The organism is Pseudoalteromonas sp. NH0006-46 (assembly GCF_057547735.1).
The window spans coordinates 93,292-113,205 of the sequence record NZ_BAAJML010000004.1 but is presented as its reverse complement, the minus strand read 5'-3'; the positions used below and the strand labels follow the sequence as shown (position 1 = coordinate 113,205).

The window sequence follows — 19,914 nt, the reverse complement described above, 5'->3', positions numbered from 1 at the left end:
TTTTAAATTTTAAGAGGTGCAGAGGAGTCGCGCTGCATTAGCGTAGGCTCAAAAAAACGGTTTATTTCGATATTTTTGGTTTGGTATACATCTTTTAGAACAAGCTTTGCGGCCATTTCACCCATTTTAGCAACCGGGTTATCAATTGTTGTTAGTGTAGGGTAGAGGTAGTTTGCAAATATTACATTATCAAAACCAACAATTGATAAATCGTTAGGCAAATGGTAGCCGTGTTCACGGGCATACTTCATCGCACCCGACGCCATTTCGTCGTTGGCACATACTAAGGCGGTAAAACTTAGGTTTTTATTCATCAGATGCTCAAGCGCTGAGCTTCCACCGGTTTCGTTAAAGTCACCTTCAAAAAAGAGCGATGGGTCAAAAGTGATATTGGCTTCTTCAAGGGCTTGTTTATGACCTGCCAAACGATTTGCAGCATCGGCTTTAAACTGAGGGCCTGCAATATAGGCAATTTCAGTATGGCCTTGTTCTAGTACTGATTTAGTTGCTAAATATCCGCCTAGCTTGTTATCTAGGCTAATGCAGTTGTTTTTGAGTTCTTGCACGTAGCGGCTCATTAAATAAACCGGCGTTGTGCCTTTACTGAGCGATATTAAGTAGTCATCAGTCACTGCTTCAACATGCAAAATTATGGCGTCGCAGCGTCTGCTAATTAAAAAGTCGATGCCTTCTTTTTCTTTGTCTTCTTCACTGTGGCCGGTTGTGATAATAACGTGTTTACCGGCAGCTCTTAGCTCAGACTCAATCCCCGCCATCATTTGAGCGAAGAAAGGACCGTGTAATTCAGATACTAAAATACCCACACTGTTAGTGCAATTTGATGCTAAGGACTGGGCTATTGAATTAGGTTTGTAACCCAATGTTTGCATTGCATCGAGTACTTTTTTAGTTGTTTTATCGCTTACTTTTGTATTTTTGTTCATTACCCGAGAAACGGTAGCTAACGATACACCTGCAAGCTCTGATACTTGATAAATTGTTGCCATGTTACTTATTGACTCGCTTTCACCCTTAACTTATTCAGCTAAATCATACCTTAGTGTTGTTCACTGTAGTTAGCTTTGATTGAATATTTTCGACTACCTGATTGGTTAACGTGTATTTTCTCATTGTATAAGCTACAAAGAGTGAGCCAAGGGCTGGTAGCACAGTAAACGACAGTAAAATTCCTTGCTGAGTACTTATTGTTTGTGTGACATCAGCCTGATAACTGTAAAACGATAGTAACCAACCAGCAATAGCCCCACCAACAGCTACACCCATCTTAATAAAAAATATAACACCCGAGTAGACGAGGCCTGTAATTCGTAAACCCGTTACCTTGTGGCCATAATCAATGGTGTCAGCCATTTTTGCCCAAAGGAGCGGGGTTGCCATGTCTAAAAAGAATTTCCATAAAATAAAAGCAGCAAACGCCAAAACGAGTTGATCGCTACTAATAAAGTAGCTAAATCCACAAATAGTTGCAGCGATAAGTTGTAAACTTATGTAGGCCTTTATTTTGCAAAAACGCGCCGCTAATGGCTGTGCAACAGCGCAACCGACCATACTGGCAACCACACCTAGGGTCATGAATAGGGTAATTAAATCTTCTCTGCCTAGGTAATATTTTACGTAATAAACCGCCAAAGTTAGCCTAAGCACTTGACCTGTTAGTAAGAAAAATGCAGCAATGCACAAGGTACGCCATTGATCGTTTTTTATGAGCGCTTGAATGCTTTTAGCAAAAGGAATGTTTTGTTCCTTGGGTTGCTGAATACGTTCTTTGGTACCTAAAAAGCAAAGTAAAAATAGCACAAGGCCTAAAACACTCATGGCGGTCATGGTTAACTGATAACCTTTAGCGCTATCGCCCTGGCCAAAGTATTCAACCATTGGCATGGTGCACCCAGCAACAATTACCCCACCGAGCATACCAAATACAAAACGGTAGGATTGAATAGTGACACGCTCTTTTGCGTCTGCGGTTAACACCCCGCCTAGTGCACAATACGGGATGTTGATAGCCGTGTAAGCGACCATCAAAAGTGTGTAGGTACTGAAGGCGTATATTATTTTGTCAGTGCCTTCTAAGTCTGGTGTAGTAAACGCTAAGATACTAATAATGGCAAAAGGTAACGCAAGCCATAATAGGTAAGGGCGAAAATGCCCCCAGCGAGTATGTGTTTTGTCAGCTAGGTTGCCCATTAAGGGATCGGTTACAGCGTCAAAAATGCGAACAGCTAAAAACATAGTGCCTACAACAGCGGGGGATAAGCCCACCACGTCAGTGTAGTAAAGCATTAGGAACATCATAACCGTTTGGAAAATAATGTTGCTAGCGGTGTCGCCTAATCCGTAGGCTATTTTTTCTTTTACACTAACCATGGTTGCTTTATCTCGCTTTATGTTTTTTAATTGCGTTAATAAATACGTTTTATTATCTATTTGAGATTAATGCTTTGTAGGCTAGGCCACTATTTTTTATAGTACGTTGCTGTGTGCTGTAATCTACGTAAACAATGCCAAATCTTTTTAAGTAGCCTTCCGCCCATTCAAAATTATCCATTAGACTCCAGGCAAAATAGCCGTCAATCCTTACACCTTGTTCTGTTGCATCGTGAACAGCGTTTAAGTGACTGTTGTAGTAGTCTAATCGATCTACATCATTGATTTCACCATTATTATAACTGTCGGGCATCGCTGCGCCATTTTCAGTAATAAATATAGGTGGCAGGGCATAGGTATTATTAAGTGTGACTAATAACTCTGTGAACGACTCAGGGTAAACTTCCCAGCCCATATCGGTTAGCGGGCCAGTAGGCTCTATTGGCTCATATATTTCAGTAGGGTGCGCTTTATAAAATTGACGGGTATAAAAGTTAATACCTAAATAATCAATTGATTGCGAAATAATTGCCATGTCACCATCGTGAATATCTGGCAGATGTTCACAAGGTAATTGTTCAATAATTTCTGGGTATGTACCATCCATGATGGGTTTCATGTACCACTGGTTTAAATAGTCATCTGCAAACGCTGTTGCAGCAATGTCATCAGCGTCTTCAGAGATGCTATAACAGGGAGTAAAATTAAGCACGATACCGTTTAAAGTCGTCGGTGAGTTTTGCTTTAGTACGGTCATGGCAAGCCCATGTGCTAGTAACAAATGGTGAGCGGCTTTGCGCCCGTATTGTTTACCCACTTTACCTGGCGCATGAATGCCAATTTCGTAACCTAAAAAAGCACTGCAAAAGGGCTCGTTTAAGGTAGCGTATGAATGGACTCGGTCACCGAATGCAAGGGTAATTAAATCAACATAGTGAGCAAACGCATAAGCTGTTTCTCGATTTAACCAACCCCCTTCGTCTTCAAGGTGCTGAGGTAAATCCCAGTGGTATAACGTGACAAACGCTTTGATATTGCGCTTTTTCAGTTCATCTAAGATGTCGGTGTAAAACTTTACGCCTTCAGGGTTAAGCTCACCACTTTTTGTAATAACACGAGGCCAAGAAATAGAAAGTCTGTAAGCATCGACTCCTAATGATTGGATTAAATCAATGTCTTGTTTCCAATTATTGTAATGATCACATGCAACATGCCCATTTGAGTTATCAGCAATTTTACCTGGAGTATCACAAAAGGTATCCCAGATACATGGCAGGCGGTGTGTTGACCCCCCTTCTATTTGGAAAGACGCTGTTGCTACCCCGTAAATAAACTCTTTTGTTAATAGAGGTGAACAAGTTGGTAAAGATATTTTAGTCATTAGTTACAAACCTTTTAAAACCTTAATTGCACTTTTCGCGCCGATATTTAGTGCCCCGTAGCTGACTCTGGACTTGATAAAAAAATAAAAATTGTTGAATTATGTTACATGTTCGTATTTAATTAACTGTGAAAGCGCTTACATTTTTAAGATTAATGTTAATTAACCTTCAGGTCAACTCTTTAATAGCATGGCTTAGCCGCCAATTTATTAATAATCCATAGAAGGTTAACGATAATAATAAATTGCGGAGAGCACATGGCTAGTTCAGCACCACTGACATCACACACACAATCGCAAAACACAGGCGGTAATAATTATGGGTTTGCACTCACATCGTTAACAACACTATTTTTTATGTGGGGTTTTATTACCTGCCTAAATGATATTTTAATCCCGCACTTAAAAGCGGTATTCGATTTAACATATGTGCAGGCTATGCTTGTACAGTTTTGTTTTTTTGGCGCTTACTTTTTAGTATCTATTCCCAGCGGTCACATAGTTAAAAAGCTAGGTTACAAGCAGGGTATTGTTGTTGGATTACTTATCGCTGCAGTAGGTTGTGTATTATTCTACCCTGCGGCTCAAATGCACAATTATCCTGTATTTTTATTTGCGCTATTTGTGCTAGCAAGCGGAATTACGTTATTGCAAGTATCTGCCAATCCGTATGTGAGCTTGTTGGGACCTGAAAAAACAGCGTCTTCTCGTCTAACATTAACGCAAGCATTTAATGCGCTTGGTACTACTGTTGCGCCATCATTTGGGGCATTACTTATACTAGGCTCTGCCTCAGATGCTTTTTTAACACCTGCGCAAAATGCAGAGTCGGTTCAACTTCCTTACTTAATCCTTGCTGCAATGTTAATTGCGTTAGCGGGTATTTTTGCATGGCTCAAACTACCAGACATCATGAGCGAGCAAAAAGAAGCGGCTGAAAAGTCAGATACTATTGAAGGAAGTGCTTGGCAATATCGCCACCTTGTATTGGGTGCGGTAGGCATATTTATGTATGTTGGCGCAGAGGTTGCTATTGGCAGCTTTCTGGTGAGCTTTTTAGCACAAGAGAATATAGCTGGATTAAAAGAGCATTTAGCAGCGCATTACATCACTTATTATTTTGGTGGTGCCATGGTGGGACGTTTCATTGGTGCCGCCGTTATGCAAAAACTACCTGCAGGCAAAGTGCTTGGTTTTAACGGCACAATGGCTATTATTTTAGTGATTATTGCTATGAGCACATCGGGACAATTAGCCATGTGGTCAATTTTATTAGTTGGTTTATTTAATTCAATTATGTTTCCTACTATTTTTAGCTTAGCGCTAAATGGCTTAGGTAAACACACTGCTCAAGGGTCTGGTATTTTATGTTTAGCAATTGTAGGTGGTGCTATTGTTCCGCTTATACAAGGTGCATTTGCAGATTACATGGGTGTTCAACTTTCGTATTTTTTACCGGTTTTATGTTACATATTCATCGTATTTTATGGCTTAAGCGGTAGTAAACCCGTTCAAGCTAAGGAGACTTTATAATGAACACACGTTTTACGCTTAATAAAATTGCATTAGCAACACTTATTGCATCAGTAACAACTATAACGGCTTGTTCTAATGATAATGGTACAGAGGTTAATACCAATAAAGAGCAGACAAGTGCTGAGCAAATATGGCCAAAGCTTAATATAGCTGTAAAAAAAGAGGCTGAGATTGAATCGCAAATAGCCAGCTATCTAAAATCAATGACGCTTGAGCAAAAAGTAGCGCAAATGATTCAGCCTGAAATACGTGATATTACCGTAGAAGACATGCGTAAATATGGTTTTGGCTCTTACCTAAACGGTGGGGGGGCGTTTCCTAATGGGGACAAACATGCTACACCACAAGATTGGGTAGCGCTTGCTGAGAAAATGTATCAGGCGTCTGTTGATGACTCTTTAGATGGCAGCAAAATTCCGACTATGTGGGGCACCGATGCAGTGCACGGTCATAATAACGTGATTGGTGCTACGTTATTTCCCCATAATATTGGCCTCGGAGCGGCGAATAACCCAGAACTTATTGAAAAAATAGCCTCAGTAACTGCGGTAGAAGTAATGGCTACCGGTATTGATTGGGTATTTGCACCAACAGTTGCAGTTGTTCGAGATGATCGTTGGGGCAGAACCTATGAAGGGTATTCTGAAGATCCCGCTATAGTGCGTGAATACTCAGCAGCTATTGTAAATGGCTTGCAAGGTAAAGCCGATGAAGACTTTTTAAGTGATAAACGTGTCATTAGTACTGTTAAACACTTTTTAGGTGATGGCGGCACTGTTGATGGTGACGATCAAGGTAACAATATCGACAGTGAACAATCGTTATTTGACATACACGCCCAAGGTTATGTAGGTGGGTTATCGGCGGGTAGTCAGTCTGTAATGGCGTCGTTTAACAGTTGGAACGGTGTTAAAAATCACGGTAATAAATATTTACTGACCGATGTATTAAAAACACGCATGGGTTTTGACGGGTTTGTAGTTGGTGATTGGAATGGTCACGGACAAATCAAAGGCTGTACTAACGATAGCTGCCCACAAGCTATTAATGCTGGGCTAGATATATTTATGGTGCCAACGGGCGCTTGGAAACCACTATACGAAAATACCATTGCGCAAGTTAAATCTGGCGAAATTAGCATGGCACGTATTGACGACGCTGTAGCACGTGTACTGCGCGTTAAGCTGCGTGCGGGCTTATTTGACAAACCAAGCCCAGCTAACCGCTTATATTCAGGAAAAACAGAATTAATTGGCGCACAACAACACCGTGAAGTAGCACGACAAGCAGTACGTGAGTCACTGGTATTGCTTAAAAATAAAAATGACTTATTGCCGCTTGCGCCAAATCAACATGTACTGATCACCGGCGACGGTGCGGATAATATCGGTAAACAGTCTGGTGGGTGGAGTATTACTTGGCAGGGGACTAACAATAAAAATGCTGACTTCCCAGGAGCCACGTCAATTTATAAAGGCTTAGAAGCGCAAGTTACGGCAGCTGGTGGTAAAGTAACTCTCAGTGATGATGGCGCGTTTGAGCAGCGCCCAGATGTAGCCATTGTTGTATTTGGTGAAGAGCCTTACGCGGAAGGCCATGGTGACAGAGATAACCTTGAATTTGAGCGCGGCAATAAAAAATCGTTAGCGTTGCTCAAATCATTAAAAGCACAAGGAATAAAAGTTGTTTCTGTGTTTATTTCTGGTCGCCCAATGTGGGTAAATAGTGAACTTAATGCATCTGATGCGTTTGTCGCCGCATGGTTACCTGGTACTGAAGGCGGCGGTGTTGCTGATGTACTACTAAAAGGAGCCGACGGCAGTATTAAACACAACTTTAAAGGCAAGCTGTCTTTTTCATGGCCTAAAACGGCAGTTCAAACAACTGTAAATAAGGGAGACGATGATTACTCGCCATTACTACCTTATGGCTTTGGTTTAACCTATGGTGATAAAAATGTACTTGCCGATAATTTAGATGAAAACTCGCAATTAGATAATTCATCACTAACGAGTATGGATATTTTAGTGGGAGCACCGGTAGCACCATGGCGTTTATTGCTCAAATCAGGCGATGAACTATTAGATGTGTCGAGCAGTACCCATGAATTTGGCGCTATAAAATACCGAACTGAAGATAAGGTTGTGCAAGAAGATGCCCGCCAGTTTAACTTTGACGGAAGCGAAAAAGCGAGTGCTGAAATAGTAACGAGCTTTGCTGAAGATACCATTACTTATGTTGAAGCAAATGGTGTTATTAGTTTTGATATAAAGCTTAATCAACCGCTTGGCAATGAACTTTCACTTGCAATGTGTTCGGGTGAATGTGGTGAGAGTATTAACCTCTCTAACGTGGTAGATACTAGTTTACTAAGCAAATGGCAGTCAGTATCGATTGACCTTAAATGCTTTGCTGACAAAGGCGTAAACTTTGCAAGCTTAACAAGTCCATTTAGTTTGCACAGTTCCGGTGAAGCGTCAGTATCGGTATCAGATATTCAATTTGTACCAAACAAAGCAGATAAAGCAACGCTTAAATGTGAATAAGAGTGTGCCAAATTAATTAGAAATAAATTGTTGTGTGTAGTAAAGCCCTTCATCGAAGGGCTTTTTTTATGATTCAAAATACACCAATAAATATACTTTTATTGGTAATTAAGCTTGTAAAAGTAGGCTTTTTTCATCGTAGGTAACTACTTTGTCGCGGCCTGTTTCTTTAGCTAGGTACAGTCGTTTATCGGCGTTGGCTAATAATTCTTTTATAGTCAGCTCACCGTTTATGGCACTACTTACGCCTGCACTCACCGATAAATTTATATCGTGCCCCTCGTAATAAAATGGATAACAGCTTATGCTTTCGCGTAGTTCTTCGGCATTATTTCTCGCATCACTTAATGAGCAGTCTGGTAACAGTATGGCAAACTCTTCGCCGCCGATTCTGGCTGATATTTCTTCATTCAAAAATTGTGATTTCACATGCTGCGCTATCCACTTTATTGCTTGATCGCCAGCTTCGTGCCCATAGGTGTCGTTAACGCGTTTGAAAAAATCAATATCGAGCAAAATAAGTGACACGCTTTTGTTTTGGTAAAGTGGCAAACTTAACGCGTTTTTTCCTTTAGTAAAAAAACCACGGCGGTTAAATAGCTGACTTAACACGTCGGTATTAGCAATGCTGGCAAGCGTATGTTCTGTATTAGATGCTAATAAATAAGGGAGTAACAATGCACTGCAAGTGGCCAAAATTAAATGACTACTTAAAATGAGCTCTAAAGGTTCTAAGTAGGTTGTAGCGCTTACGCTCAAAATAGGTAAGGCAAGCAGTGCTGTTTGAACAAACATAAGTAAACTATGGATTAAAAAGCAGGTAATTAAGGCTTTTTTTTGCAAGGTTGCAACAAAGTCCATGGTACTAATGGTGTAAGCAGAAAATAAATATAAGCCGGCAATGATAAAGCTAGTTAACATTTGAGCTGCAGAGTATGGGTAAACCGACAATAAAACCACCGCAGTAAATAACAGAAGGTAGTAAATTGGGCGTAAGTTTAATGATTTGCTGTATTTGTATTTATGCAGTCCAAGAATAATTAAAAATGGGCTGAGTATTATAAAAATATTCGCTAAATAGCCAGTAATAAAGGGAAAGTTAATTACTAGTTTTAAACAAGCCAATAATTCAGCAAATGAAAATGCGATGCACGCAAAACCAAAAATTAAAAAAGAAGATTGTTTTTTATAACTGTGGACTGATAAAAAAAATAACCCTATTAGTAAGTTAAGTACAAAAGAGAGACCAATAACGGTAGGCAGGTGTAGCATTGTTTTTCTCTTTTTAAATGGGTAAGTATACTAAAGTTAGCTTAAGTATTAGGTATTAAGTTTAAAAGGTCAATATGGGTAAATAGTAGTAGTTACCCATGTTGTTATTGGACAGAGTATACGTTGAGGATAATTAACACCAGCTAAACCAAATTATCTAAGGCCGATTTAACGGTTTCATAATGAAAACGATAGTTATGCTTTTGCGCTTTAGTGGGTAGGACAAATTGCCCCGTAGTAAGTAAATCAGACATTTCGCCCATTAATACCTTTAAAACAAATGCAGGCATGGGCATAAAAGCGGGGCGAGATAACGCATTACCCAAGCGTTTACTAAATTCTGCATTGCTAACTGGGTTTGGTGCAACGGCATTAATTGGGCCCGAAATTTCAGGGTGTTTCATTATGTATAAAATAAGTTGTGTCATGTCGTCTATATGAATCCACGACATGCCTTGCTCGCCATCACCTATTGGTCCACCTAAGCACAATTTAAATGCAGGGAGCATTTTACTCAACGCACCGCCTTTTTTAGCTAACACAATGCCGGATCGTAATAGGCACACTCGTGTTTTTTCAGACTGTGCTTTTAACGCTACGTTTTCCCAATCTTTACACAGTTGATGGCTAAATTCGTCGTGGGGATCAGTAAAGGTTTCATCAATACGCTTATTGCTTTGTCTGCCGTAATAGCCAATAGCGCTGCCTGATATGAACGTATGAGGTGGAGTGGTACTTGTTGCAATAGCATGGCTAATTTGCTGCGTTATATTAATGCGGCTATCGCGTATGATTTGTTTTTGTTTATCGCTCCAACGTTTATTAACTATGGGCTCACCTGCTAAATTAATAACAACATCTACGGTATTAAAATCAACATCGCTTATGTTAGTGACAGCCTTAATTTTATGACCCAATAAAACATGTGCTTTTGTGGTATTACGGGTTAGTACTGTAACCGTGTTGTGGTGCTCTAAAAAAGGGCATAAATGTTGGCCAATTAGCCCAGTGGCACCTGTAACAAAAATATGCATGTTGAATCCTTAAATTATAATTGTAGCAAGTGTTTTAAATTTATACTCACTAGCACTTAGCTTTTGAACTTTATACGAACGACTAAGGGTTATGATCACTTCGTAATTATTTCATTTCATTAGGTTTTGCCTTACACTGTGTGCATATAAATAATAAAAGGATTAATAAATTGGCTGGTTTGACAGGTGTAAATAAAAGCTTAATTGTTTTTGCTGCTTTAGTGGTGGTATTAGCAGGAATAAAAGCCGCAAGTGTAATTATTATTCCGTTTATATTAGCTGCATTCATTGCCATTATATGTAATCCACTGATTAAATTTTTTGCACGTTATAAAATCCCAAAAGGCATAGCAGTGATGCTTGTGGTACTCATTATTGTTGGCCTGGGAGTCAGTTTAGGTGGCTTAGTTGGTCAATCAATTAACGATTTTTCTCAGCAGCTACCCGAATATAAAGCGCAACTTAAAGAAGAGTTTATCTGGCTGGTCGACCTAGCCTCGCAATACAATATTTTAATTAATAAAGAACAACTTATTTCGATGTTCGATCCAGGTAAAATGGTTGATGTTGCAACGAACATGCTGACAGGACTTGGTGGAGTAATGGCAAACATGTTTTTAATAATCTTAACGGTTATTTTTATGCTGTTTGAAGGCCCGCTTCTTAGCAATAAAATACATATGGCTCTTGAAGATCCCGACAGTAAAATGAAGCAAATTGACCGCTTTTTAGAATCTATCAATTCTTACTTGGCTATAAAAACACTCGTTAGTTTAGCTACCGGTATTATTGTATCTATTTATTTGTGGGTGCTTAATGTTGACTACTTTATATTGTGGGGCGTTTTAGCATTTATGTTTAATTACATTCCGAATATTGGATCAATTATTGCTGCTGTGCCTGCAGTTTTACTTGCTTTAATAACTCAAGGACCTTTAATTGCAGGTATGGTAGCGGCGGGCTATTTAACAATAAACACGGTGATGGGTAACATTGTAGAGCCCAAATTTTTAGGTAAAGGACTTGGCCTATCAACCCTTGTTGTATTTTTATCTTTAATATTTTGGGGGTGGCTACTTGGTACTGTGGGTATGCTTTTGTCTGTCCCATTAACCATGATTGTTAAAATAGGTCTTGAAACCAGCATAGAGGGCAAGTGGGTCGCCACATTATTAGGCAGTGGTGAAGATAACGCGATACGTTAACTTCTGGCATTTATTACCACTATGCCCCATTTAAAATTCTATATAGCACTTAATGCGTCATCAACAGCGTTAAGTGCTCCCTCTAAATAACCGGCTTCTTTGTTTGCAAATTCACTTCCGACTAAATGAATATTTAACTCATTTAGCTCAGGTGTTAATTCACTAAAATTAAACTCTGGGTGTTGCGAAGGTTGTGTTTTATCCTCGTTATTGGCAACAAATTCATCCTCAGCCCAATCTTTTATAAAACACTGTGTAGGGCTTTTAGCGGCCTCGCCATAAAAATAGGTTAACTGGTTAATACAGGCTTCTACTAATTGTGTTTTGGTAACTTTACTGCGAGTTGAATAAGGTACTCCGATAAAGCCAAATAAAGCAGCATGCTTGTTGTTATCTGCACTCGCATCATGGATTTCAACCATAGGTCCTACTCGGCTAAAACATTGCCCAGATAGATTGCGTTCTCGCCAAAAAGCGTGATCAAAAGTGGCTACAAATTTAGCCTGTCCCGCCATCCAAGTAGGTGTGGTATTCAAACGATTAATGAGCCTTTGGCTTGCCCAGAGCTCGGGCGTTAAATGTTGAGTGATCATGCGTGGAGGCAGGGCCGTGATCACAGTTTTTGTGTTGTAGTGCACTGTTTGGCCATTATTATTTATTGTTAAATGCCAGCCTTTATGTGTTTTTGTGAGTTCAGTGACTGAGTGATTTAATAACACTGATTTTGCAGGTAATTGCTTGTAAAGTTTATTTATTAGCGTGGTCATGCCGTGTTTGAGCCTAAACAGTTGCATATCGCCAGCGCCTGGAATTTGTTGAGCAGTTTGATTTGGTGCTTGGTATAGCACGTCGCCTTGGTTGTACTGTTCATACAGTGTTAAATTGAGTGATTTAGCTAATGACTGAATTTTAGGTTGATGAGGGAAAATCCAGGTAGGGCCAAGGTCAAAGCCCGCATTGCTAGCGCTCAGTGAGCCTTCGCAATAAATCCGGCCACCCAACTGGGCTTTGGCTTCAACTAATAAAAACGCAATATTACGTTGATGCAATTTAGTGGCGGCGTAAAGCCCTGCAAGCCCGCCTCCAATAATTAGTATAGGTTTAGTCATAAGCTACTCATTAATTAAATCAATCTACTGGTAGGTAGTTTGTTTTGTAGCTTAAATAATGTCAAGCGTGTAATTATAACTTCGTTGTTAAGTAAATTTGCGTTAAAGAGGTTGCTTTAATGATTCAGTAAATTGGTTAACTAACTGAATTTCACAGTGTTTGTAACTTATAGCGGCTGCTTTTGCGTTAGGAAGTTGTAATATGTATCGCCATTGGCAGGCGCTTTCAATGTACTTTTCGTTGTTTTTTATACTACGCATAAATAGTTGGAGTACCTGCGTATTGCCTGTGGCTTCTTCAGATTGTACTAGTTCATATTTACGCTTTTGTACCCAGGTACCTTGTTCTTGTTTGGCTTTATCTAATTGGGTATCAAGACATTGGATGTAGCGCTTCGACTCATTCATCGTTGGCTTGTCGGGTAATTGGCAAGCATCGTTAGCATTTACATTGACACTTATTAAAAGTATCAAAAGAGCAAATAAAGTTGTACGGGTACTATTTTTTGTCATTGTAATTAAACTCTAATATAAATTGTGCTCCGCCTAATTTATCAGCTTCGGTTATGGTCAAAGTACCATGGTACGAAGTGACTAAATCTGACACGATGGCCATTCCAACGCCATGCCCATTTTGATAAGTATCCAGGCGTGTGCCGCGTTTAAGTAATGATTCACGCTTATCCTCTGGAACACCTGGGCCATCATCACTTATACCTATACATAACGTTTTACTCTGCACTACTTGGACGGTCACTTGCGAACGACAGGCTTTACAAGCATTGTCTATTAAATTGCCTAACAGCTCCATTAAATCAGTTTGGTCACCTAAAAAGTAGTCTTTATCAGAGACTATACAATCAAAAATAATATCTTTGTCGCGATAAACTTTAGCCATTGCACTGAGTATTGAGTCAATAACAGGTTTTATGGGTGTTTGTTTCTTCCAAGTGTCTGACGCGCCAGTGGCGGCTCGTTTTAATTGATGTTCGATCATCACATTGATACGGTCTAACTGTTCTTGAGCGTCTGCATCATTTGCAAGCGGGCTTGATTTAAGCACGGCAAGCGGCGTTTTAAGAGCATGCGCTAAATCGCTGAGCGATGCTCTGTAGCGTTCTTTTTGTCGTTGCTGGGATTCAAGTAACAGGTTTAAATCGGCTTTTATAGTTTGTAATTCTATTGGGTAAAGCCCTTTGATTTTTTGAATATCGCCAGACTCAATGGCCTTTATTTCTTTATCTAAGCGCTGAAGTGGGCGTGCACTCCAAATAAAACCAACCGCCATTAAAGCTGTAATGGCTATCCCCATTACAAACATCCACTCAACTAAGGTTTGTTTAAAACCGTCCATTAAACGAAGTAGAGCGTCGTTGCGTTTTACTAAAATAAAGCGAGCTTGCTCAGATTGGTCAATATTATTTAAAATAACCGTTAAGCTTAGCTGCCAATAAACAGTATTTTTATATTCAACACGCCTAAAATCGGCGGCACCCGCTTTTGTTTCTATTTGCTGGGGGACAAAGTCTACATTAACCGCTGACTCTGAATGCCAAATTGACTCATCATCTCGGTAGATCATCGCGTAAGTATCAGAGTTTAATCTGTTAAGCTCGGGCGCTAATATGGTGCTTGGCATAATTATGCCATGCTCAGTGAAGTCTACTTCAGAGATCAGAGAGTAGAGTTGTGCTTCTAGTGTTTTTTCTGTGGCCTCGACGAGGGATGCGTAATACGCTTTACCAATTGAGTAAAATAAAATTGGTAGTGCCACCAATAAAACAAAGACAAGGATAAATCCTTGCCTTATTTTTAGTGATACTTGCGGTCCTACCACTGGCTTTTAAGCCTGTAACCACGGCCACGTAACGTTTCAACTGGGTTTAATACACCCTCTGGGTCTAACTTTTTACGCAGACGTAATACAAATACTTCAATTACGTTTGAGTCAAGATCGAAGTCTTGATCGTAAATATGCTCGGTAAGTTCAGACTTAGAAATCACTTTTTGTGGGTTAACCATAAGGTATTCAAGTACTTTGTACTCGTATGCCGTTAAGCTTAGCTCTTTGTCGTCTACCCATACTTGTTGCGAACGCGTATGAATTTTTATAGGGCCTGCTGTCATTTCAGGGTTAGCTTTACCGGCACTGCGGCGAATAAGTGCGTTACAACGCGCTGCTAATTCTTCAACATGAAATGGCTTTGTCAGATAGTCGTCTGCACCAGCATCTAGCCCTTCAACTTTATCTTGCCAGCGGTCACGGGCTGTTAAAATTAAAATCGGAATTGTCACGCCTTGTGCACGGGCTTTGTTAATTAACTCGATACCGTCTATTTTGGGTAAACCTAAATCAACAACAGCCATATCCAAAGGGTATTCAGTGATGTGGAATAAACCCGCTTCACCATCGTGGCATAAGTCTACGCTGTAACGCTCTTTTTCTAGTGCATTACGTAAGTTGTCTGCTAAATGTAGATCGTCTTCAATAACTAAGATTCGCATTTTTAATCCTTTTTCACTTCGCCGGTTTTTTTATTAATATGTAAATCAACGACGTGGCCGTCAGATTTGAGTATTCGTACGGTATAAAACTCTGGTTTTTCAGTTATTTTAAGCGTTTTACCGCCAATGCTTTGTTTAGCAAGTATTACCGCTTTCTTTTTATCCACCGGTTGGTCAACCTTTTTAGTGGGCGTAGCCGAAGCTTGGCTGTTGTTAGCAAAGCTAACACAAGCAATAAAAATGAGGCTTAATAATACGCGCATAACAGAAACTCCTAGACCAGATAACCCTAGTTTAATTAACTAAGTTACTAAAATTCAAGTAAAAACGTTAAATCCGTAATTACATTGGTAATTTTAATTAAAAACGTGTGAACAAATCCTGAATTACAGGTTAGCTCGCAACAGCACGCTGTTATTTATGCTGGAAACACTTTTTTAAATGGTTTAACAATTGTATTGACGTATACGCCTCCTGAAACATAAGGATCATCAGTTGCCCATTCGCGTGCAGCTTCTAACGAATCAAATTCTGCAATAATAACTGAGCCTGTAAAACCAGCATCCTGAGGGTCTTCATTATCAATAGCGGGGAAAGGGCCTGCAGTAAGTAGTCGGTTTTGTGCATCAAGCTCTTTCAGACGTTCTAAGTGCGCTGGGCGAGCTGCTTTTCTTAATTCAAGACTGTTTTCAACGTCAGTTGAATAAATCATGTACAACATAATGGATTCTCGTAAAAGTTGTTAAATTTTATTATGTAAATACTACCACAGCGTCGAAAATTGGCGAATCAAAAGCGTATACACTTAGGTTTACAGTTGGATTTTATTTTTAACGTTATTTGCTTGAAAACCGCTGTCTAACACTGGTAGAGTCGCTCAGATACTCAAAATAATAAAAAGGTTTTATACATGAGCGATAATAGAGAGCGATTTAGCTCCCGTCTCGGATTTATACTGGCAGCTGCTGGGTCTGCTGTTGGTATTGGTAATTTAGTGGGTTTTCCAGTTTCTGCGACTAAAAATGGTGGCGGCGCATTTTTATTAATTTATGCTCTATTTGTCGTTTTTATTTGTTTACCGGTCATGATGGCTGAAATGGCCATGGGCCGTAACGCTCAAAAAGATCCGCTTGGCTCATACACTTTACTAGCAAATAACGATAAAAAATGGAAGTTTGCAGGCTTTTTAGCCGTATTAACACCCTTTATGATTGCCGTTTTTTATATGGTAATTACAGTTTGGATTTTTGGATACCTAATACAAGCAGGTATGGGTAACTTAGATGCATTAGCTGACCCAAGCCACTTTGGCACGTTTATAAATAGCTATACCGTATTCGCTTATATGGCAGTAGTGGTTGTTATTGTTAACCTTATTTTACTAGGCGGTGTTAAACAAGGCATAGAGAAAGCAGCCAAAGTATTAATGCCAGCACTTTTAGTCATGTTACTTGCGTTGGTTGCTTATGTTTTAACGCTTGATAACGCATTGGCAGGTGTTGAGTATTACGTTATTCCTGATTTTTCAAAAATGAGTGCAAGCGTACTCAATGGCGCATTGAGCCAAGCGTTTTTCTCTTTATCGTTGGGTATGGGTATTTTAATGACTTATGCGTCTTATATCTCGAAGAAAGACGATATTGTAAGCAGTGCAAAAATGGTGGCAATAACAGACTCATTGGTTGCGTTTGTTGCAGGCCTTATGGTTTTACCCGCTATATTTAGTTTTGACCCAAACACAAATCCAGAATCTTTATCAGACTCGTCGGTATCAATGATTTTTGTTTTCCTACCTAAAATATTATTAGCATTACAAAATGATATTGGTTATGTAGGGGCATCGGCTGTAGCGTTTGCATTCTTTTTGTTAGTATTTTTTGCAGCAATCACTTCATTGGTTTCTATTGTAGAGGTGCCTACTGCATCATTAAGTGATCGTAAAGGTATCAGCCGTAAGAAGGCATTGGGTATTTTAACCCTCAGCACAGGCGTGTTAACAATTATATGCACAATGTCGTTTGGTATGGTTGATAGTTTAACGTCGTTTACCAGCTATGGCGGTGCCAGTAAGAGCTTTTTTGATATTGTAATTGATGTATTTTACGACACTATATTACCTTTAAATGGCTTAATGGTGTGTTTGTTTGTAATGTACCGCTGGAAAAAGGCGCGTTTAACTCAGGAACTTAGCCTAGGCTCACCTAGCTACGAAGGTAGCATGATGGAGAAATACGTTAATTTTTCTCTTTCAACGTTTATTCCGTTTATTTTAGCCGTGATATTTATAAACACGGTTGCTACTAAATTCTTTGGTTTAAAGTTATTTGGCTTTTAAAATGTAAAGTACAAAAATTAGCCGCGCTTGTCGCGGCTTTTTTTTGCCTAACATTTAGCTTAAAGCACCCGAGTCTAGATAACTCCCAACACCCAAAGTAAACATCCAAATTCCCCATAGGCTATGCTCAATAACACACACAAACGTTGAGCGGCTTTGTGCATATGTATACGAAAATAACAATCCACCTAAAAAAGCTAAGCCTACTGCAATTAAGTTAGCATAAACAATATGTGCTAATGCAAACACGGTGGCACTGACAATTATACGCACACTTTTTTTAGGCATAATGTGTTTATAACGATGAAAAAAGTAGGTTCTAAATATTAGCTCTTGAGGAATAACCGATAATACAGGGTATAGCAGCAATAAAAGTAGCCAATCATTAAAAGAGTTACGAGGCAGGGAAAACCAGTTTTCTTGATGGATGATCCCGTAAAACATACCTGAGAAAAGGGCGCCTAAAAAAAAGAAGCTAAACAGACGCTTTTTTACAGCAGAGAACTGCCCAAGGCTGGTAAGCCTAAAACGCTTAAAGTGAGGATCGCTTAATAAAAGCATACCGCACACGCTCATTAAAATAATAAGGGCAGGGAAAAGCCAATTGGCTAAATGATGACGTAAGCTAAAGCCCAGTATTGGTAGTAGGATAAATATAAGGGTAAATTCTAGCCAACGGTATTGATTAGCGTTCAAGGTCATCTCAGGTTGTTTTTTTTACAAACTAACAAGCTAAGACGACACTTTTATGACGAGAACTATTTTACGGCTTCGTCATCATCGGGAAGGTATTTATAAAGCGTAATAATTGTGGCAAAAATACTAACGAAAGTAATGGCCATTAAGCCAAATACCTTAAAATTCACCCAAAAATCGAGTGAAAAGTTATACGCTATATAAATATTTAGCGCAGCAATGCCCGCAGTAATACCTACCCACATTAAATTGAGCTTATTCCACAAAGGTTCGGGTACAATTATTTTTTTATTCGTGTCGTTGGCGTTTTCTAAAATGGCACTTAGGGCTTTTTTTACTAAGTTTTTATTTAAAATATAACGACTTACAAGCAGCATAATGCTAAAACCAGCGTATATAATCGTGGCCTTCCATTTTACAAATTGCTCATCGTGAAAAACCAGCGTTAAGGTGCCAAATACGGCAGCAATAGAAAAAAATATCCACTGGCGGGTCGGCACTTTCCCATGCTTGTAATAGCTAAATACGACTTGAATGAGAGACGTTGCAATTAATAAAGCCGTTGCCCAGTAAATATCTACAAGCTTAAACACTGCAAAAAACAGTATGAGTGGAATGTATTCAATTAGTGCGTGCATATACTACCTAAATTATACAAAAATAAATTAAAGCGTTTTTACCACATAACACTTGGTAACTACAAGGTTGACTTAAAGCCCTGTAAGCCTTAGCCTGCGTGGCTTTATTTATTCATCATTATATTCCCACGCTAAACGCATTCATTGTTTACGTGTATTTAGGAGCCTTAAATGAACAAAACTCAACTTATCGTCGAAATGGCAAAACACAGTGAACTCACTAAAAAAGATACAAAAGCTGCTCTTTCAAGCATGCAAAGAGTGATTACTAAATCGCTCTCTGAAGGCGATCAGGTACAAATTAATGGATTTGGTACCTTTGCACTTAGCTATTATCCCGCGCGAACGGGTCGCAATCCGCAAACAGGTGAAACAATTGAAATCGAAGGGGCTAACAAGGCCGTTTTTAAACCAGCAAAAGCACTCAAAGATCGCCTTTAAGACCTCACGTTTACCTATCTTTTTATTTTTCCATTTACATAAAGCTCCATTTAAAACGCCATGTAGATTATTCATTAATTATAAATAATTTACATGGCTCTATATCATAAATTAAAATTTTTAATAATTTTCAGTAAGTTAAAGCTGGCATCCGATGTGCTTACAACAAAGTGAGCTAAACACTTAATTATTTAATAAGGAGAGCCTAATGAATAAATTACAATCGCGCACGCCACTTGAAGGTAAAAAAATTGCAATTTTAGCCACTGATGGCTTTGAACAAAGTGAGCTGTTTTCTCCGCGTGATGCATTATTGAATGCTGGAGCCAAAATAGAGGTAGTCTCTATTAAAGAAGGTCAAATTACTGGGTGGAATGAAGATAAATGGGGCGAAAAAGTCTCAGTAGATAAACTCGTAACAAATACTAACTCTGCTGATTACGATGCATTAATGTTACCCGGTGGGTTATTTAACCCCGATAGCCTTCGCCAAGATAAACATGCAAAAGCCTTCATAGATGGTTTTTTTGGTGCAGAAAAAAACAAACCGGTTGCCGCAATTTGTCATGCCCCCTGGCTATTGGCAGAAATAAATAAGTTACGTGACCGCACGGTAACCTCATTCCCAAGTATTAAAAGTGACTTAATGAATGCAGGTGCCAATTGGGTAGACGAAGAAGTGTGCGTAGATAGAGGGTTGGTGACCAGCCGCAGCCCCGAAGATTTAGATGCTTTTAATGCTAAATTTATTGAAGAAGTTCTCGAGGGTAAACACCAAGCTCATTAAGCTTTCTAAGTATGAGTTTAAAATAAAAAAGGGCATTTTTA

General features: G+C 39.3%; 19 protein-coding genes. 6 read left to right on the top strand and 13 right to left on the bottom strand.

Annotated features, from left to right (window positions below; genetic code table 11):
* Window positions 1-2 precede the first annotated feature (2 nt).
* From AC27I2_RS10230 to AC27I2_RS10220, 3 genes are read right to left on the bottom strand one after another with little or no spacing between them, the layout of a single operon-like run.
* Window positions 3-1,007 carry a LacI family DNA-binding transcriptional regulator gene (locus AC27I2_RS10230; protein ID WP_058404378.1) on the bottom strand — a complete coding sequence of 335 codons (1,005 nt, stop codon included), beginning with the start codon at window positions 1,005-1,007 and terminating at the stop codon, window positions 3-5.
* Between the two features lie 43 nt (window positions 1,008-1,050).
* Window positions 1,051-2,388 (bottom strand): glycoside-pentoside-hexuronide (GPH):cation symporter, encoded by a 1,338-nt coding sequence (locus tag AC27I2_RS10225; protein ID WP_487204215.1) that lies wholly within the window; start codon window positions 2,386-2,388, stop codon window positions 1,051-1,053.
* A 52-nt stretch (window positions 2,389-2,440) separates the two neighbouring features.
* A complete protein-coding gene (locus tag AC27I2_RS10220) occupies window positions 2,441-3,769 on the bottom strand; it encodes a GH1 family beta-glucosidase (RefSeq protein WP_487204214.1) in 1,329 nt (442 codons plus the stop codon).
* A gap of 258 nt (window positions 3,770-4,027) precedes the next feature.
* Between AC27I2_RS10220 and AC27I2_RS10215 the strand changes: the two genes are divergently transcribed.
* Window positions 4,028-5,302: a sugar MFS transporter gene (locus AC27I2_RS10215; protein ID WP_487204213.1), complete on the top strand. Its 1,275-nt coding sequence runs from the start codon at window positions 4,028-4,030 to the stop codon at window positions 5,300-5,302.
* A complete protein-coding gene (locus AC27I2_RS10210; protein ID WP_487204212.1) occupies window positions 5,302-7,851 on the top strand; it encodes a glycoside hydrolase family 3 protein in 2,550 nt (849 codons plus the stop codon). The genes AC27I2_RS10215 and AC27I2_RS10210 overlap by 1 nt, the downstream gene beginning before the upstream one ends.
* 108 nt (window positions 7,852-7,959) lie before the next feature.
* On the opposite strand, the gene AC27I2_RS10205 is transcribed toward AC27I2_RS10210, so the two are convergent.
* Both AC27I2_RS10205 and AC27I2_RS10200 read right to left on the bottom strand, forming a co-directional pair.
* Window positions 7,960-9,123 carry a GGDEF domain-containing protein gene (locus AC27I2_RS10205; protein WP_487204211.1) on the bottom strand — a complete coding sequence of 388 codons (1,164 nt, stop codon included), beginning with the start codon at window positions 9,121-9,123 and terminating at the stop codon, window positions 7,960-7,962.
* Window positions 9,124-9,266: 143 nt separating this feature from the next.
* The gene (locus AC27I2_RS10200) at window positions 9,267-10,157 is read right to left on the bottom strand and encodes a TIGR01777 family oxidoreductase (protein WP_138529988.1); all 891 of its coding nucleotides are present in this window, start codon (window positions 10,155-10,157) and stop codon (window positions 9,267-9,269) included.
* Between the two features lie 170 nt (window positions 10,158-10,327).
* Here AC27I2_RS10200 and AC27I2_RS10195 point away from each other — a divergent pair, with 170 nt between their 5' ends.
* Entirely contained in the window at window positions 10,328-11,362 is a 1,035-nt protein-coding gene (locus tag AC27I2_RS10195) for an AI-2E family transporter (RefSeq protein WP_058404385.1), read from the top strand.
* 38 nt (window positions 11,363-11,400) lie between these two features.
* Here AC27I2_RS10195 and AC27I2_RS10190 read toward each other — a convergent pair whose 3' ends face one another.
* The 6 genes from AC27I2_RS10190 to AC27I2_RS10165 all read right to left on the bottom strand — a co-directional run bounded on the left by AC27I2_RS10190 (window position 11,401) and on the right by AC27I2_RS10165 (window position 15,697).
* Window positions 11,401-12,471 carry a flavin monoamine oxidase family protein gene (locus AC27I2_RS10190; RefSeq protein WP_138529990.1) on the bottom strand — a complete coding sequence of 357 codons (1,071 nt, stop codon included), beginning with the start codon at window positions 12,469-12,471 and terminating at the stop codon, window positions 11,401-11,403.
* 102 nt (window positions 12,472-12,573) lie between these two features.
* Entirely contained in the window at window positions 12,574-12,984 is a 411-nt protein-coding gene (locus AC27I2_RS10185) for a hypothetical protein (RefSeq protein WP_138529992.1), read from the bottom strand.
* Window positions 12,971-14,308, bottom strand: a complete 1,338-nt coding sequence (locus AC27I2_RS10180; protein ID WP_138529994.1) for an ATP-binding protein — start codon at window positions 14,306-14,308, stop codon at window positions 12,971-12,973. The genes AC27I2_RS10185 and AC27I2_RS10180 overlap by 14 nt, the downstream gene beginning before the upstream one ends.
* Window positions 14,302-14,976, bottom strand: coding sequence for a response regulator transcription factor (locus AC27I2_RS10175; RefSeq protein WP_487204210.1), 675 nt, complete (start codon window positions 14,974-14,976; stop codon window positions 14,302-14,304). Before AC27I2_RS10175 ends, AC27I2_RS10180 begins: the two co-directional genes overlap by 7 nt.
* A 2-nt stretch (window positions 14,977-14,978) precedes the next feature.
* Window positions 14,979-15,239, bottom strand: a complete 261-nt coding sequence (locus tag AC27I2_RS10170; protein WP_487204209.1) for a PepSY domain-containing protein — start codon at window positions 15,237-15,239, stop codon at window positions 14,979-14,981.
* A 155-nt stretch (window positions 15,240-15,394) separates the two neighbouring features.
* Window positions 15,395-15,697: a YciI family protein gene (locus AC27I2_RS10165; RefSeq protein WP_058404391.1), complete on the bottom strand. Its 303-nt coding sequence runs from the start codon at window positions 15,695-15,697 to the stop codon at window positions 15,395-15,397.
* A 189-nt stretch (window positions 15,698-15,886) separates the two neighbouring features.
* On the opposite strand from AC27I2_RS10165, the gene AC27I2_RS10160 reads away from it, so the two are divergent.
* Complete coding sequence (locus AC27I2_RS10160) at window positions 15,887-17,311, top strand: sodium-dependent transporter (RefSeq protein ID WP_058551806.1); 1,425 nt, start codon at window positions 15,887-15,889, stop codon at window positions 17,309-17,311.
* A gap of 54 nt (window positions 17,312-17,365) precedes the next feature.
* On the opposite strand, the gene AC27I2_RS10155 is transcribed toward AC27I2_RS10160, so the two are convergent.
* Window positions 17,366-18,007: a CPBP family intramembrane glutamic endopeptidase gene (locus AC27I2_RS10155; protein ID WP_138530000.1), complete on the bottom strand. Its 642-nt coding sequence runs from the start codon at window positions 18,005-18,007 to the stop codon at window positions 17,366-17,368.
* A gap of 62 nt (window positions 18,008-18,069) precedes the next feature.
* Window positions 18,070-18,645, bottom strand: a complete 576-nt coding sequence (ispZ, locus tag AC27I2_RS10150; protein ID WP_487204208.1) for a septation protein IspZ — start codon at window positions 18,643-18,645, stop codon at window positions 18,070-18,072.
* 171 nt (window positions 18,646-18,816) lie between these two features.
* Between ispZ and AC27I2_RS10145 the strand changes: the two genes are divergently transcribed.
* Entirely contained in the window at window positions 18,817-19,086 is a 270-nt protein-coding gene (locus tag AC27I2_RS10145; protein ID WP_487204207.1) for an HU family DNA-binding protein, read from the top strand.
* 208 nt (window positions 19,087-19,294) lie between these two features.
* Window positions 19,295-19,873, top strand: coding sequence for a type 1 glutamine amidotransferase domain-containing protein (locus tag AC27I2_RS10140; protein WP_487204206.1), 579 nt, complete (start codon window positions 19,295-19,297; stop codon window positions 19,871-19,873).
* Window positions 19,874-19,914 lie beyond the last annotated feature (41 nt).

What these genes read in the sequence shown, in the direction of transcription:
- AC27I2_RS10145 (WP_487204207.1), top strand. Translation starts at nt 18,817, where the DNA reads ATGAACAAAACTCAACTTATCGTCGAAATGGCAAAACACAGTGAACTC.
- AC27I2_RS10205 (WP_487204211.1), bottom strand. Translation starts at nt 9,123, where the DNA reads ATGCTACACCTGCCTACCGTTATTGGTCTCTCTTTTGTACTTAACTTA.
- AC27I2_RS10200 (WP_138529988.1), bottom strand. Translation starts at nt 10,157, where the DNA reads ATGCATATTTTTGTTACAGGTGCCACTGGGCTAATTGGCCAACATTTA.
- AC27I2_RS10215 (WP_487204213.1), top strand. Translation starts at nt 4,028, where the DNA reads ATGGCTAGTTCAGCACCACTGACATCACACACACAATCGCAAAACACA.
- AC27I2_RS10185 (WP_138529992.1), bottom strand. Translation starts at nt 12,984, where the DNA reads ATGACAAAAAATAGTACCCGTACAACTTTATTTGCTCTTTTGATACTT.
- AC27I2_RS10140 (WP_487204206.1), top strand. Translation starts at nt 19,295, where the DNA reads ATGAATAAATTACAATCGCGCACGCCACTTGAAGGTAAAAAAATTGCA.
- AC27I2_RS10175 (WP_487204210.1), bottom strand. Translation starts at nt 14,976, where the DNA reads ATGCGAATCTTAGTTATTGAAGACGATCTACATTTAGCAGACAACTTA.
- AC27I2_RS10230 (WP_058404378.1), bottom strand. Translation starts at nt 1,007, where the DNA reads ATGGCAACAATTTATCAAGTATCAGAGCTTGCAGGTGTATCGTTAGCT.
- AC27I2_RS10170 (WP_487204209.1), bottom strand. Translation starts at nt 15,239, where the DNA reads ATGCGCGTATTATTAAGCCTCATTTTTATTGCTTGTGTTAGCTTTGCT.
- AC27I2_RS10210 (WP_487204212.1), top strand. Translation starts at nt 5,302, where the DNA reads ATGAACACACGTTTTACGCTTAATAAAATTGCATTAGCAACACTTATT.
- AC27I2_RS10225 (WP_487204215.1), bottom strand. Translation starts at nt 2,388, where the DNA reads ATGGTTAGTGTAAAAGAAAAAATAGCCTACGGATTAGGCGACACCGCT.
- AC27I2_RS10160 (WP_058551806.1), top strand. Translation starts at nt 15,887, where the DNA reads ATGAGCGATAATAGAGAGCGATTTAGCTCCCGTCTCGGATTTATACTG.
- ispZ (WP_487204208.1), bottom strand. Translation starts at nt 18,645, where the DNA reads ATGCACGCACTAATTGAATACATTCCACTCATACTGTTTTTTGCAGTG.
- AC27I2_RS10165 (WP_058404391.1), bottom strand. Translation starts at nt 15,697, where the DNA reads ATGTTGTACATGATTTATTCAACTGACGTTGAAAACAGTCTTGAATTA.
- AC27I2_RS10190 (WP_138529990.1), bottom strand. Translation starts at nt 12,471, where the DNA reads ATGACTAAACCTATACTAATTATTGGAGGCGGGCTTGCAGGGCTTTAC.
- AC27I2_RS10220 (WP_487204214.1), bottom strand. Translation starts at nt 3,769, where the DNA reads ATGACTAAAATATCTTTACCAACTTGTTCACCTCTATTAACAAAAGAG.